The sequence below is a fragment of the Kitasatospora atroaurantiaca genome, from assembly GCF_007828955.1.
GTDB classification, from domain to species: Bacteria; Actinomycetota; Actinomycetes; order Streptomycetales; family Streptomycetaceae; genus Kitasatospora; species Kitasatospora atroaurantiaca.
Map to the genome: position 1 here is coordinate 5,160,656 of NZ_VIVR01000001.1, position 14,797 is coordinate 5,175,452.

At 72.0% G+C, this 14,797-nt stretch carries 9 protein-coding genes; all 9 read left to right on the forward strand.

What is annotated here, in order from left to right; all coding sequences use genetic code 11:
- The first annotated feature begins 18 nt into the window (after positions 1-18).
- The 9 genes from gatB (at position 19) to FB465_RS35960 (ending at position 14,758) form a co-directional block, all read left to right on the forward strand.
- Positions 19-1,527: an Asp-tRNA(Asn)/Glu-tRNA(Gln) amidotransferase subunit GatB gene (gene gatB, locus FB465_RS23530; protein ID WP_145793545.1), complete on the forward strand. Its 1,509-nt coding sequence runs from the start codon at positions 19-21 to the stop codon at positions 1,525-1,527.
- Between the two features lie 157 nt (positions 1,528-1,684).
- Entirely contained in the window at positions 1,685-1,861 is a 177-nt protein-coding gene (locus FB465_RS35955; RefSeq protein ID WP_170290674.1) for a hypothetical protein, read from the forward strand.
- Between the two features lie 131 nt (positions 1,862-1,992).
- Positions 1,993-5,064: a helix-turn-helix transcriptional regulator gene (locus FB465_RS23535; protein ID WP_246192802.1), complete on the forward strand. Its 3,072-nt coding sequence runs from the start codon at positions 1,993-1,995 to the stop codon at positions 5,062-5,064.
- A 561-nt stretch (positions 5,065-5,625) separates the two neighbouring features.
- On the forward strand, positions 5,626-8,616 hold the full coding sequence (locus tag FB465_RS23540) for a putative bifunctional diguanylate cyclase/phosphodiesterase (RefSeq protein ID WP_246192803.1): 2,991 nt from the start codon (positions 5,626-5,628) through the stop codon (positions 8,614-8,616).
- Positions 8,617-8,897: 281 nt separating this feature from the next.
- Positions 8,898-10,751 (forward strand): acetolactate synthase large subunit, encoded by a 1,854-nt coding sequence (locus FB465_RS23545; protein ID WP_145793549.1) that lies wholly within the window; start codon positions 8,898-8,900, stop codon positions 10,749-10,751.
- A 35-nt stretch (positions 10,752-10,786) separates the two neighbouring features.
- Positions 10,787-11,311 carry an acetolactate synthase small subunit gene (ilvN, locus tag FB465_RS23550; RefSeq protein WP_145797546.1) on the forward strand — a complete coding sequence of 175 codons (525 nt, stop codon included), beginning with the start codon at positions 10,787-10,789 and terminating at the stop codon, positions 11,309-11,311.
- 114 nt (positions 11,312-11,425) lie between these two features.
- Positions 11,426-12,424, forward strand: coding sequence for a ketol-acid reductoisomerase (gene ilvC, locus FB465_RS23555; protein ID WP_145793551.1), 999 nt, complete (start codon positions 11,426-11,428; stop codon positions 12,422-12,424).
- Between the two features lie 264 nt (positions 12,425-12,688).
- Positions 12,689-14,269 carry a phosphoglycerate dehydrogenase gene (gene serA / locus FB465_RS23560; protein WP_145793553.1) on the forward strand — a complete coding sequence of 527 codons (1,581 nt, stop codon included), beginning with the start codon at positions 12,689-12,691 and terminating at the stop codon, positions 14,267-14,269.
- 333 nt (positions 14,270-14,602) lie between these two features.
- A complete protein-coding gene (locus FB465_RS35960; protein ID WP_170290675.1) occupies positions 14,603-14,758 on the forward strand; it encodes a hypothetical protein in 156 nt (51 codons plus the stop codon).
- Positions 14,759-14,797 lie beyond the last annotated feature (39 nt).

The window sequence follows — 14,797 nt, forward strand, 5'->3', positions numbered from 1 at the left end:
TTTAGTGAAGGGGACGCTGTGAGCGTCATCAGTCTGGTCTCGTACGAGGATGCTCTTGCCTCGTACGACCCGGTGATGGGCCTTGAGGTCCACGTCGAGCTGGGTACCAAGACCAAGATGTTCTGCGGGTGTTCGACCGAGCTGGGCGCCGAGCCCAACTCCCAGACCTGCCCGACCTGCCTGGGTCTGCCCGGCTCGCTGCCGGTGGTCAACGGGATCGCCGTGGAGTCGGCGATCAAGATCGGCCTCGCGCTGAACTGCGAGATCGCCGAGTGGTGCCGGTTCGCCCGGAAGAACTACTTCTACCCGGACATGCCGAAGAACTTCCAGACCTCGCAGTACGACGAGCCGATCGCCTTCAACGGCTACCTCGACGTGCAGCTGGAGGACGGCTCGACCTTCCGCGTGGAGATCGAGCGCGCCCACATGGAGGAGGACACCGGCAAGTCCAGCCACGTCGGCGGTGCGACCGGCCGTATCCACGGCGCCACGCACTCGCTGCTGGACTACAACCGCGCGGGCATCCCGCTGATCGAGATCGTCACCAAGCCGATCGAGGGCGCCGGCGAGCGGGCCCCCGAGGTGGCGAAGGCGTACGTCGCCGAGCTGCGCGAGCTGATCAAGTCGCTGGGCGTGTCCGAGGCCCGGATGGACAAGGGCCAGATGCGCTGCGACGTGAACCTGTCGCTGCGCCCGAACGGCACCGAGAAGTTCGGTACCCGCTCGGAGACCAAGAACGTCAACTCGCTGCGCTCCGTCGAGCGTGCGTGCCGCTTCGAGATCCAGCGGCACGCCACCGTGCTCACGGACGGCGGGACGATCGTCCAGGAGACCCGGCACTTCCACGAGGACGACGGCAGCACCACCTCGGGCCGGATCAAGGACAACGCCGAGGACTACCGCTACTTCCCCGAGCCGGACCTCGTCCCGATCGCGCCCTCGCGCGAGTGGGTCGAGGAGCTCCGGGCCGCGCTGCCCGAGCTGCCGCGGGTCCGCCGGGCCCGGCTGCAGGCCGAGTGGGGCCTGTCCGACCTGGACATGCAGTCGGTGCTGAACGCCGGTGCGGTCGAGCCGATCCTGGAGACCATCGCGGCCGGCGCCCCCGCCGACCAGGCCCGTAAGTGGTGGATGGGCGAGCTGGCGCGCCGCGCCAACGAGACCGGCACCGACCTGGCCGAGCAGCCGATCACCCCGGCGCAGGTCGCCCGGGTCACCGCACTGGTCGCCGAGGGCAAGCTCAACGACAAGCTGGCCCGCCAGGTCATCGAGGCCGTGCTGGCCGGCGAGGGCGAGCCGGACGAGGTCGTCGCCAAGCGCGGCCTGGCCGTCGTCTCGGACGACTCCGCGCTCGGCGCGGCCGTCGACCAGGCCATCGCCGAGAACGCCGCCATCGCCGACAAGATCCGCGACGGCAAGGTGGCCGCTGTCGGCGCCCTGGTCGGCGCGGTCATGAAGGCCACCCGCGGCCAGGCCGACGCCGCCCGCGTCAAGGATCTGATCCTGGAGAAGCTCGGCGTCCAGGCCTAAGGCTCCTTAGTACCGCCACCCGGTGCCCGTCCCTCCTCAGGGGCGGGCACCGGTGTTTCTAAGGCCCTGACGCCCCCGAAGATGCGGCATGCTGCCGATGTGGTGCACCCCCCTGGGAGAGGAGTCTCTACGTATCGGGACTACGAGGGGACCACAGATGATCGAGTACGAGCTCATCCAGCAGCGCAATGCCGAACTCCAGCGGGCGGCCCTGAACGACCGCCTGGTCCGCGAGGCTCGCCGGGGCGCCGACAGCCGGCCCGGCCTGCTCCGGCGGCTTGCCAAGGGAGTGCGCCTCAACACCGCGCGCCCGGCGCGTCTGAGCGAATGCTGACAGAGCGGCACATCCCGGGTGCGAAGCCGGGAACGGAAGGGGAGGACGCCGACGGCGCCTCCCCTTCCGGGCGTCCGAACCCCGAGATAACCCTTCCTCTGCTGTCCGGGAGCTATGGCATGCTCGCCGGTATGGAGCAGATATCGGTCAGTCCTGTCTTCGTCGGTCGCGGCACCGAGACCACCGCACTCACCGCGGCCCTCCGGCGGGCCGGGGAGGGCCGGCCGCAGGCCGTCCTGATCGGGGGAGAGGCGGGCGTCGGGAAGACCCGCCTGATCGAGGAGTTCCTCGACTCGGCCTGCGCGCCGACCGTCGTCACCACGCTCGGCGGCTGCCTGGAGGTCGGGGCCGAGGGCCTCCCGTACGCGCCGCTGGCCACCGCTCTGCGCCGTCTGCACCGCCGGCTCGGCGCCGAACTGGAGCGGGCCGCCGAGGGGATGGAGGGCCATCTCGCCCGGCTGCTGCCGGACTTCGGCGCGACCGACGCCGAGCCCAACGACGAGTTCAGCCGGGCCCGCCTGTTCGAGCACACCGCCCGGCTCTTCGAGCGCCTCAGCGCCGAGCGGACGCTGGTCCTGGCCGTCGAGGACCTGCACTGGTCCGACCGCTCCACCCGCGAGCTGCTCGCCTATCTGATCCGGACGCTGCACCGCTCACGCGTCATGATCGTCGCCACCTACCGCTCCGACGACCTGCACCGCCGGCACCCGCTCAGACCCTTCCTGGCCGAGCTGGACCGGCTGCGTACCGTCCAGCGCCTTGAGCTGGCCCGGTTCGGCCGCGGCGAGGTCGCCGAGCAGCTGGCCGGCATCCTGGGCACCGCGACGCCCGACCGCGAGCTGGTCGACCGCATCCACCGCCGCTCCGAGGGCAACCCGTTCTTCGTCGAGGAGCTCGCCACCGCGCACCAGGACGGCTGTGTGGCCGGGATGACCGACTCGCTCCGCGACATCCTGCTGGTGCGCGTCGAGACGCTGCCCGACGAGACCCAACGGGTCCTCAGAATCGCCGCCGAGGGCGGCTCCTACGTCGAGCACGCCCTGCTGGCCGCCGTGCTGGACGAGGGCGAGGAGCCCCTGATCGAGGCGCTGCGCAACGCCGTCGGGTCCAACGTGCTGCGGCCGGACACCGACGGCGAGGGGTACCGCTTCCGCCACGCCCTGGTCCGCGAGGCGGTCTCCGACGACCTGCTGCCCGGGGAGCGGTACCGGATCAACCGGCGGTACGCCACGGTGCTGGAGGAGAACTCCGCACTCGTCTGCGCCGACACCCGCCCGGCCCGGCTGGCCAACTACTGGTACCACGCGCACGACCCCGCACGGGCCCTGCCGACCGCCCTCGACGCCGCCAGAGAGGCCCGCCGCCGCAACGCCTTCGCCGAGCAGCTGCGGATGCTGGAGCGCGCGCTCGAGCTGTGGGACGGGGTGCCCCCGGAGGTGCAGCAGGACACCCTGCGCCCGTACGACTGGGCCGAGACCTACCCGCCGTGCAGCTGCGACCCCGGCACCCACGACGACTCCTGCTACCAGCTGTGCCTGGTCGACGTGCTGGCCGAGGCGGTGGTCGCAGCCCGCCGCAGCGGGGACCGCGAGCGCGGTCTGAGCCTGGCCAAGCGCGCGCTGAAGCAGGTGGACGAGCAGGAGAACCCGGAGCGCGCGGCCTGGTTCCGGATGCACCGCTCGCGGATGCTCGGCCACCTCCACCGCTCGGGCGGTGACGAGGAGATCGCGCACGCGCTGCGGCTGGTGGCCGGGCTGGGCCCCTCGGCGGTGCAGGCCGAGGTGTTCGCGCTGGCCGCCGCCCACGCGATGCTCGGCCACCCGACCGCCGCCGACGTCGCCCGGGCCGAACGGGCCGTCGAGATCGCCCGCGAGGTCGGCGCCGCCGGGGTGGAGCAGCACGCCAGGATGACCCTCGGCTCGCTGTACGCCCACTTCGGGGACCCGGAGGCCGGGGTCGCCCTGCTGGCGGACGCGGTCGAGAAGTGCGGACCGCTGGGCGCGGCGGACGTGTACTGCCGGGGTCTCAACAACCTGGCCAGTCTGCTGCTGGGCCTCGGGCGGGCGGCGGAGGCCGAGACGCTGGCCCGGCGGGGGCTGGAGGCGGCGGGCAGCACCGGGCTGCTCGCCAACACCGGTGCGATCCTGACCGGCAACCTCGCGGAGGCACTGATCGCCCTGGGCCGCCCCACCGAGGCGGCCGAGGTGCTGGCCGACTGGGTCGGCGGCCCGGGGGAGGGCGCGTTCCACGAGTTCCTCGACCGGCTCCGGGCCGAACTCGCGCTGGACCAGGGCGATGTGACGGCGGCCGCGGCCTTCCTCGGCCGGGCCAGGGAGGCCGGGCGGATCGCGCAGCAGCCCCAGCACGAACTGCCCCGGGTCTGGCTGGCGATGCGGATCGCCGACCGCGACGGCCGGCCGCTGGACGCCCGGGCCGAGCTGCTCGCCGCGCTGGACGCCCGGGTGGAGCGGCACGCGGCCTCGTCCGGGCAGTTGGCGGACGGCGGTTCGGGGTGGCTGCTGCCGGTGCTGGCGGAGGGCGCCGCGATCGAGGCCGACACCCGAGGCCTGCCGGCCGCCGACCTCGGCCGGCCCGTGGTGCTGCGCCGGATCGAGGAGGCCGCGGCCGGGCTCGATCCGAAGGTCCCGCTGCACATCGGCTGGGCGCGGATGCTGGAGGGGGAGTTGGCCCGGGCACAGGGCGCAGACACCCCGGCGCACTGGTCGGCCGCGGTCGAGGCACTGCGGGCGAGCGGCCTGGGGTACCCACTGGTGCTGGCCCTGTACCGGGGCGCCGGGGCAGCCGCCTCCGCCGGGCAGCGGGAGGCGGCGGCCGGGCTGCTGCGGGAGGCCCGCGAGCTGGCGGCGGCCCGCGCGGACCGGCATCTGCAGCGCGAGATCGCCCGGTTGGCGGAGCGGGTCGGTCTCGTTCTGGACGCCCGCCCGGCCGAGCGGCCGGCGGCGCCCGAACCGGCCGAGACCCTCGGGCTGACCCCTCGTGAGCGGGACGTGCTCCGGCTGCTCGCGCTCGGCCGGACCAACCGTCAGATCGCCGAGGAGCTGTACATCTCGCCCAAGACCGCAAGCGTGCACGTGTCGAACATCCTCGCCAAGCTGGAGGTCGGCGGCCGGGGCGAGGCGGCGGCCCTGGCGCATCGCCTGCGGCTGTTCCCGGAGGGGGAGTTGGCGCCGACCGGAGCCTGACGGGCCCGGCTCCTCCGTACGGCGCTCTGCTCCAAGAGCCGCCGGCAGTCGGGGGGCGGCGTCGCGGGCCGATAGCTCTCGCCTGGACTGCGTTGTCGTCGGTCGCCGCAGCTCCGCTGCTACTCCGCCCCCAGCCTTCGGCCGGGAGGTGCCCCCACCTCCGCCTTGCCGGACTCGGCTCTGGACCCTCCCTCCTTGCCCGCCTTCGGCCAGGAGGGGCCCATCGTCACCCACCCCCCGATTGCCGGAGGCTCTACGCCCGCGCGCTCCCCCGCGTGCGCTCCGCCCAACCGGGCCGATCCGGCAGAAGCGGGTGCAAATCCCTACGGTCGCACCATTACTCTAAGTTGAGTGTGCGTGTCATTGAGTGACCAAAGTGGTGTAGTGTCCCGGGTGGGAACACCGGTACGGCGCGACGGATCCACTCCGTTCGCCGGCCCCGTGGGTGCCGGAACCAGCCAACGGGGATGCTGCAATGACGTGACGTCAGGTCACTTCGCGCGGCGGCACAGCCGAGGCCCGGGTCGCGAACAGGCCCCGGGCTGGAGGGGGAGATGTCGAGTGAACTCCACCGATGCGGTGCTGGCAGCCCCGCCCCCGCCCGGGACCTGGGCAGGCGGCTTCGCCCGCAGCGGCAGGCTCCCCGGCGCACTCGTCGCGCTCCTCTGCCTCGGCTTCGCGCTGGGCGCCGCACTCGGCTGGGGCTCACCCGGCCTCGCCCTCTTCATGGGTGACTTCGGCCTGGCGGGGGCCGCCCTCGCCGCCGCGCTCTCCTGCCTGCTGTACGGCTGCACGGTCGGCGGCCCGACCCGACCCGCCTGGCTGCTGTTCGGCCTCTCCTCGTCCATGGTGGCCTTCGGCAACGGCACCTGGGGCTGGTACGAGGTGGTGCTCCGCACCCCGCTGCCCGAGGACTCGCCGGCCGAGTACGCCTTCCTGCTCTTCGCCCCGCTCGCCATCACCGGCCTGATGGTGCTCGCCCAGCGCCCCCGCACCGCGGCCGGCTGGCTCTGCCTGCTGCTGGACGGCTGGCTGGTGGCCGGCTCGCTCTTCACCCTCAGCTGGAGCCTGGCGCTGGGCCGGGTGGCCGCCGGGGAGGGCGACGACCCGCTGCGGCTGGCCCTCGGACTGGCCTACCCGGTGCTGGACATCCTGCTGGTCAGCCTGGTCGTCGGGCTGCGCTTCCGCAGCCGGGACGGCAACCGCGCGGCCGTCCACACCGCCATGGTCGGGCTCGCCGTCACGGTGGTCTGCGACGCCCTCTTCACCTCGCCCGAGCTGCGCAGCAGCTACCACTCGGGCGAGCTGCTGGACGCGGGCTGGTTCGCCGGCAGCGTGCTGCTCGCCTGGGCCCCCTGGTCGCCGCGACGGCGCCGCCGCCCGAGCCGCGAGCACCCCTCGGCCGGCGGTGCCCCGCGCCGCCGGGTCGCCTCGACCTTCAGCGCCCTCACCCCCTACGCCGCGGCGGCCGTCTGCACCGCCGGCATCCTCTACAACGCCCTGGGCGGCCGCCCGCTGGACCGGGTGGTGATCGCGGCGGCGTGCACCGTGGGCCTGGCGCTGATCCTGCGCCAGGGCGTGATGCTGCTGGACAACCTCTCGCTCGCCCAGGAGCTGGCCCACAAGGAGGCGCACTTCCGCTCCCTGGTGCAGGGTTCCAGCGACGTCATCATGATCGCGGGCGCCAACGGCGTCCTCTCGTACGTCAGCCCGGCCGCCCTGGGCGTCTACGGCCGGGATCCCGAGGAACTGGTCGGCGGCAACCTGCTCAACCTCGTCCACCCCGACGACGTGGACCGGGTGCTGATGGAGGTCCGGCGCCTGCTGGCGAAGAACCACGGCCGTCGGGGCGCCGACGGCGGCAGCGAGCCCTCGGCCCGGGTCGAGTGCCGGGTCCGCTCCGGCGGCGGCGAGTGGCTGCACGTGGAGTCCACCGTCAACCGCTACCGGGACGGCCTGATCCTCAACAGCCGCGACGTCACCGAGCGCGTCATACTGCAGGCCCAGCTGCAGCACAACGCCTTCCACGACCCGCTCACCGACCTGCCGAACCGCGCGCTGTTCACCCAGCGGGTGCGGGCCGCGCTCGGCGGCACCGACGGCGCCCGCCCGCACCCCGGCGGCGACGACGCCACGGTGGCCGTGCTCTTCCTCGACCTGGACGGCTTCAAGGCCGTCAACGACACCGCCGGTCACCAGGTGGGGGACGAGCTCCTGGTCCAGGCCGCCCGCCGGCTCCAGGGCGCCGTACGGTCCGGGGACACCGTCGCCCGGTTCGGCGGGGACGAGTTCGCCGCGCTGGTCTGCGGGCGGCTCGGCCGCTCCCAGGTCCACGAACTCGCCGAGCGGCTGCGCTCCGCGCTCTCCCAGCCGTACTGGATCGGCGGCGCCGAGCTGGGCGTCGCGGCCAGCATCGGCATCGCCTTCGGCCCGCGCGACCACGCACCGGACGCCGACCCGAAGGCCGCGACCGACGAGCTGATGCGCAACGCCGACCTCGCGATGTACCGGGCCAAGTCCCAGGGCAAGGGCCGGGTGGTGCTCTACACCCCGGCCATGCGGGCCGAGCTGGACCGCCGTACCGAGCTGGAGGAGCGGCTGCGCCTCGCCGTCCGGGAGGGCAGCTTCACCCTGCTCCACCAGCCGGTGGTCGACCTCACCACCGGTGCGGTGACCTCCGTCGAGGCGCAGGCCCGCTGGCGCTCCGCCCAGGGGCTGCTGCTCACCCCGGCCGAGTTCCTGCGTACCGCCGAGCAGGGCGACGCGGCGACACGCTTCGCCCGCTGGATGCTCCAGGAGGCGGTCACCACGGCCGCCGCCCGCCGCAACGCGCTGGCCAGGCCCCGGTCCGTCCCCGTCCCCGTCTCGGTCCGGCTGACCGCCGAGCGGCTCTGCGCGCCCGGCATGTACGAGACCATCGTGACCATCCTCCGGGAGACCGGGCTGCCCGCCGAGCACCTGGTGATCGAGCTGGCCCGGACCGGTCCGGACGCCGCCGCGGACGAGCTCGGCCGCCGGCTGGCCGCGCTGCGGCGGCACGGGGTGTCCACCGCCGTCGCGGGCTTCGGCGCCGGCAGCGGCTCGCTCGGGGCACTCGCCAGGCTCCCGTTCGACGCTCTGAAACTGGACCGCAGCCTGGTCCAGGACGTCGCCGACTCCGCCCTGACCAGGGCGCTGGCCGGGCACGCGCTGCGGCTCGGCCGGGACCTGGGCCTGGTGACCGTGGCGGAGGGCGTCGACCAGCCCCGGCAGGTGGCCACCCTGCAGGAGCTGGGGTGCCGCCAGGGCCAGGGGCTGGCCTTCGCCCAGCCGCTGGACGAGCACCGGCTGCGCCGCGCCCTGGCCCGCCGGGTGTACCCGCTGCCGAGGCCGATGGGGACGCTCTCGGCGCGCCGCGCGTACCTGTCGGCAGACACCCGTTCGGGTGGCCGTCCGGAGCCCGGTCCGGGGCGGGTCGTACACCATCACGGGGCCTCCGACCTGCCCGAACGGCGTGCGGTGACCGGTCCGTTCACCGGTCCGCATGGTGAGACCTCCGTCCCACCCGCTTGACACTCGATACCGCCGGGGAGGAAGGTCGGTGCCATGCGCACCCGAATTCTCGTACTTGGCGGGCGCGTCGGCTGAAGCAGACCGACGCGCCACCCCTCGCATGCCCTGGGCACGAGGGGTTTTTTGTTGCACTGGAACTGCTTAAAAACCGCAAGACCACTGGCCTTGACCGTCCGGCCCCTCCCATTTGTCAGTTTTGGGCGGACGATTGAGGCAGAGCCGGATACCGGCCCGGGAACCCTCACCGCCAGGGCCGGCAGAACCCGAGAAGAGACAGGCAGATGACTGAGCACGCCGCTACCCCCCGCCGCGGGGACAACCCGGCCGCCCACGCTCCGGGTCCCCAGACCATCGTCGAGACGATGACCGGCGCGCAGTCGCTCATCCGCTCGCTGGAGGCCGTAGGCGCGGACACCGTCTTCGGCATCCCGGGCGGGGCCATCCTTCCCGCGTACGACCCGCTGATGGACTCGCAGAAGGTGCGCCACATCCTGGTCCGCCACGAGCAGGGCGCGGGCCACGCCGCCACCGGTTACGCCCAGGCCACCGGCCGGGTCGGTGTCTGTATGGCCACCTCGGGCCCGGGCGCGACCAACCTGGTGACGCCGATCGCCGACGCCTACATGGACTCCGTCCCGATGGTCGCGATCACCGGCCAGGTCGCCTCCAAGGCGATCGGCACCGACGCCTTCCAGGAGGCGGACATCTGCGGCATCACGATGCCGATCACCAAGCACAACTTCCTGGTCACCGACCCGGCCGAGATCCCCCGCGTGATCGCCGAGGCCTTCCACATCGCCGCCACCGGCCGCCCGGGCCCGGTCCTGGTCGACATCGCCAAGGACGCGCTGCAGGCCACCACCACCTTCCGCTGGCCGGTGGAGACCTCGCTGCCCGGCTACCGCCCGGTCACCAAGCCGCACGCCAAGCAGATCCGCGAGGCCGCGAAGATGCTGGTCAGCGCGAAGAAGCCGGTGCTGTACGTCGGCGGCGGTGTGCTCAAGGCCCACGCCTCGGCCGAGCTGCGGATCCTCGCCGAGCTGACCGGCGCCCCGGTCGTCACCACCCTGATGGCGCTCGGCGTCTTCCCGGACAGCCACCCGCAGCACCTGGGCATGCCGGGCATGCACGGCTCCGTCCCGGCCGTCACCGCGCTGCAGAAGGCCGACCTGCTCTTCACCCTCGGCGCGCGCTTCGACGACCGCGTCACCGGCAAGCTGGACAGCTTCGCCCCGTACGCCAAGGTCGTCCACGCCGACATCGACCCGGCGGAGATCGGCAAGAACCGTCCGGCGGACGTGCCGATCGTCGGTGACGCCCGCGAGGTGATCGCCGACCTGATCGTCGCCGTCCAGGCCGAGTTCGACGCCGGTCACAAGGCCGACTACGGCGACTGGTGGGTCAAGCTCAACGAGTGGAAGAAGACCTACCCGCTCGGCTACGAGCCCGCCCCCGAGGGCGAGCTCTCCCCGCAGCAGGTGATCGAGCGGATCGGCCAGATCGTCGGCTCGGACGCGATCTACGCGGCGGGCGTCGGCCAGCACCAGATGTGGGCCTCGCAGTTCATCAACTACGAGAAGCCCGCCACCTGGCTGAACTCCGGCGGCGCGGGCACCATGGGCTACGCCGTCCCGGCGGCGATGGGCGCCAAGGCGGGCAAGCCGGAGGCCGTGGTCTGGGCGATCGACGGTGACGGCTGCTTCCAGATGACCAACCAGGAGCTGGTCACCTGCGCGCTGAACAACATCCCGATCAAGGTCGCCGTCATCAACAACGGCTCGCTGGGCATGGTCCGCCAGTGGCAGACCCTCTTCTACAACCAGCGCTACTCCAACACCGTGCTGCACGCGGGCCCCGAGCACGACGGCAAGGAGCCGCCGGCCCAGGGCACCCGGATCCCGGACTTCGTGCTGCTGTCGGAGGCGATGGGCTGCGTCGGTCTGCGCTGCGAGCGTCCGGAGGACCTGGACGCGGTGATCGAGCAGGCGATGGCGATCAACGACCGCCCGGTGGTCATCGACTTCATCGTTCACCAGGACGCCATGGTCTGGCCGATGGTCGCGGCCGGCACCAGCAACGACGAGATCCTCGCCGCCCGGGACGTGCGCCCGGACTTCGGCGACGACCTCGACTAAGAGCCCCGACCATCCGATAGAGAGTCATGACCACCATGTCCAAGCACACCCTCTCCGTCCTGGTCGAGAACAAGCCCGGCGTGCTCGCCCGCATCGCCGCCCTGTTCTCCCGTCGGGGTTTCAACATCGACTCCCTCGCCGTCGGCCCGACCGAGCACCCGGACATCTCCCGGATGACGATCGTCGTCAACGTCGAGGACCTCCCGCTCGAGCAGGTCACCAAGCAGCTGAACAAGCTGGTCAACGTGATAAAGATCGTCGAGCTCGACCAGTCCGCTGCGATCCAGCGGGAGCTGGTCCTGGTCAAGGTCCGCGCCGACGCCGAGACCCGCTCGCAGATCGTCGAGATCGTGTCGCTGTTCCGCGCCAAGACAGTTGACGTGTCGCCGGACGCCGTGACCATCGAGGCCACCGGCAGCTCCGACAAGCTGGAGGCGATGCTCCGGATGCTGGAGCCGTACGGCATCAAGGAGCTCGTCCAGTCCGGCCTGGTGGCGATCGGGCGCGGCGCCCGTTCGATCACCGACCGGTCGCTGCGGGCCCTCGACCGCAGCGCGTAGGCACTGCGCCCCGACACAGCTGTCTCACCCCCTGAAGCAACGCCCCACACCCAGCCGGGTCCACGTACCGTAGGTACGCACCGGCAACACCACCACGCAAGGAGATGTGCCCCCGTGGCCGAGCTGTTCTACGAAGACGACGCCGACCTGTCCATCATCCAGGGCCGCAAGGTCGCGGTCATCGGCTACGGCAGCCAGGGCCACGCCCACGCGCTGTCGCTGCGCGACTCGGGCGTGGACGTCCGCGTCGGTCTCCTGGAGGGCTCCAAGTCCCGTGCCAAGGCGGAGGAGGCCGGCCTGCGCGTGACCGACCCGTCCACGGCCGCGGCCGAGGCCGACGTCATCATGATCCTGGTGCCGGACCCGATCCAGGCCGACGTCTACACGGAGTCCATCGCCCCGAACCTGAAGGCGGGCGACGCCCTGTTCTTCGGCCACGGCCTGAACATCCGCTTCGGCTTCATCACCCCGCCGGCCGACGTCGACGTCTGCATGGTCGCCCCGAAGGGCCCGGGCCACCTGGTCCGCCGCCAGTACGAGGAGGGTCGCGGTGTCCCCGCGATCGTCGCCGTCGAGCAGGACGCCACCGGCAAGGCCTTCGACCTGGCGCTCTCGTACGCCAAGGGCATCGGCGCGACCAAGGCCGGCGTCATCAAGACCACCTTCACCGAGGAGACCGAGACCGACCTGTTCGGTGAGCAGGCCGTCCTCTGCGGTGGCACCGCCGCCCTGGTCAAGGCCGGTTTCGAGACCCTGGTCGAGGCCGGCTACCAGCCGGAGATCGCCTACTTCGAGTGCCTGCACGAGCTGAAGCTCATCGTCGACCTGATGTACGAGGGCGGCCTGGAGAAGATGCGCTGGTCCATCTCGGAGACCGCCGAGTGGGGCGACTACGTCACCGGCCCGCGCATCATCACCGCCGACACCAAGGCCGAGATGAAGAAGGTCCTCGCCGAGATCCAGGACGGCACCTTCGCCAACACCTGGATCGCCGAGTACAAGGCGGGCCTGCCGAAGTACAACGAGTACAAGACCGCCGACTCGGAGCACCTGCTGGAGACCACCGGCAAGAAGCTCCGCAAGCTGATGAGCTGGGTCGACGAGGAGGCGTAACTGCCTTGGTGGAGCAGGTCCGTGCCCGGGCCTGCTCCACTCACACTCCAGTTCTCTTCGATTTATCCGGCTAGGCTGATCCCGTCCGAGTGATTTCGCCGGACGGGAGCAGCCCGGCCCGCTGCCCGTCGATACACTTCCGAGTGCGCGTCAGGCCCACAGCGTCGTGCGTCTAGCTACGCGGCATGCCACCTTCCCCCGCTGGTCACGCCACCTACCGTGCCCATGGACCGGGGAGAACCGGACAGTTAAGGACACACTGTCGTGAGCAAATCCGTAGTACTCATCGCCGAAGAGCTGTCGCCCGCCACCGTAGACGCGCTGGGCCCCGACTTCGAGATCCGCCACTGCAACGGGGCGGACCGCACGGAGCTGCTGACCGCCATCGCGGACGTGGACGCCATCCTGATCCGCAGCGCCACCAAGGTGGACGCGGAGGCGCTGGCCGCCGCCAAGAAGCTCAAGGTCGTCGCCCGCGCCGGCGTCGGCCTCGACAACGTCGACGTCTCCGCCGCCACCAAGGCCGGCGTGATGGTCGTCAACGCGCCGACCTCCAACATCGTCACCGCCGCCGAGCTCGCCTGCGGTCTGCTGATCGCCAGCGCCCGGCACATCGCGCCCGCCAACGCGGCGCTCAAGCAGGGCGAGTGGAAGCGCAACAAGTACACCGGCGTCGAGCTCTCCGAGAAGGTCCTCGGCGTCGTCGGCCTCGGCCGGATCGGCGTGCTGGTCGCCCAGCGGATGTCCGCCTTCGGCATGAAGATCGTCGCGTACGACCCCTACATCCAGGCCGCCCGCGCCGCCCAGATGGGCGTCAAGCTGGTCTCCCTGGAGGAGCTGCTCGAGGTCTCGGACTTCATCACCGTCCACCTCCCGAAGACCCCCGAGACGATCGGCCTGATCGGCGACGAGGCGCTGCACAAGGTCAAGCCGACCGTGCGCATCGTCAACGCCGCCCGCGGCGGCATCGTGGACGAGGCCGCGCTCGCCAGTGCCCTGCGTGACGGCCGGGTGGCCGGCGCGGGCCTGGACGTGTACGCCAAGGAGCCGTGCACCGACTCCCCGCTGTTCGGCTTCGACAACGTGGTCGCCACCCCGCACCTGGGCGCCTCCACCGACGAGGCCCAGGAGAAGGCCGGCATCGCCGTCGCCAAGTCCGTCCGCCTCGCGCTGGCCGGTGAGCTCGTACCGGACGCCGTGAACGTCCAGGGCGGCGTCATCGCCGAGGACGTGCGTCCCGGTCTCCCGCTGGCCGAGAAGCTCGGCCGGATCTTCACCGCGCTGGCCGGCGAGGTCGCCGTCCGCCTGGACGTCGAGGTCCGCGGCGAGATCACCCAGCACGACGTGAAGGTGCTCGAGCTCTCCGCCCTCAAGGGCGTGTTCGAGGACGTCGTGGCCGAGACGGTGTCGTACGTCAACGCCCCGCTGTTCGCGCAGGAGCGCGGCGTCGAGGTCCGCCTGACGACCAGCAGCGAGAGCCCCGAGCACCGCAACGTGATCACCGTGCGCGGCACGCTGGCCGACGGCGGCGAGATCGCCATCTCCGGCACGCTCTCCGGCCCGAAGCAGACCCAGAAGATCGTCGGCGTGGACGCCTTCGACGTGGACGTGGCCCTCACCGACCACATGGCCTTCTTCAAGTACGAGGACCGCCCCGGCGTGGTCGGCACCCTCGGCCGCATCCTGGGCGACGCGGGCATCAACATCGCGGGCATGCAGGTCGCCCGTGACGGCGAGGGCGCGCTGGCCTCGATCACCGTGGACACCGAGGTCTCCCAGGAGGTCCTGGCCGAGATCGCCGCCGCGATCGGCGCCAAGTTCGCCCGCTCGGTGAACCTCGGCTGACCTGCAGTCAGACCAGTCCCGTAGAGCCCGGACCGCTTCGGCGGCCCGGGCTCTACGCGTACCGGGTGACTCTCGTCTCAGATACTAGGAAATCCAACTATTCGTGCAGACAGCGCCCGCCGGGCGTCGTACCTTGAAAGAGCCATACGGTGAGCCACCCCTCCCAGCGGGGGGCGCGTGGCCCGTGTGTGCCGTACGCAGCATGGCAGGCGACCCCTGCCGGCGTGCCCACCCGTCACCCGCCGCCACCCTTTTTGCGGCGCGCTTCGCGCGACACCTCTTGACCTCCCCACCCTCAGCACCCGTGTGTGCAATGAATCCAAGGAGTCCGGTATGCCCCCCACCGCAGACCGTCACGCCACCCCCGCCTCCGCCGCCCAGGCCCCCCGCCGCCGCCGGCGCACCGAGCCCAACCCGCACGCCGCCGCCGCGCTCCAGCGCGCCCTGGACCGCCGCGACAACGGCGGCGTGACCGGCCACGACGCCTGAGTCGGGGCCCCTGCGCCGAACGCCTGACGAGCAGTCACC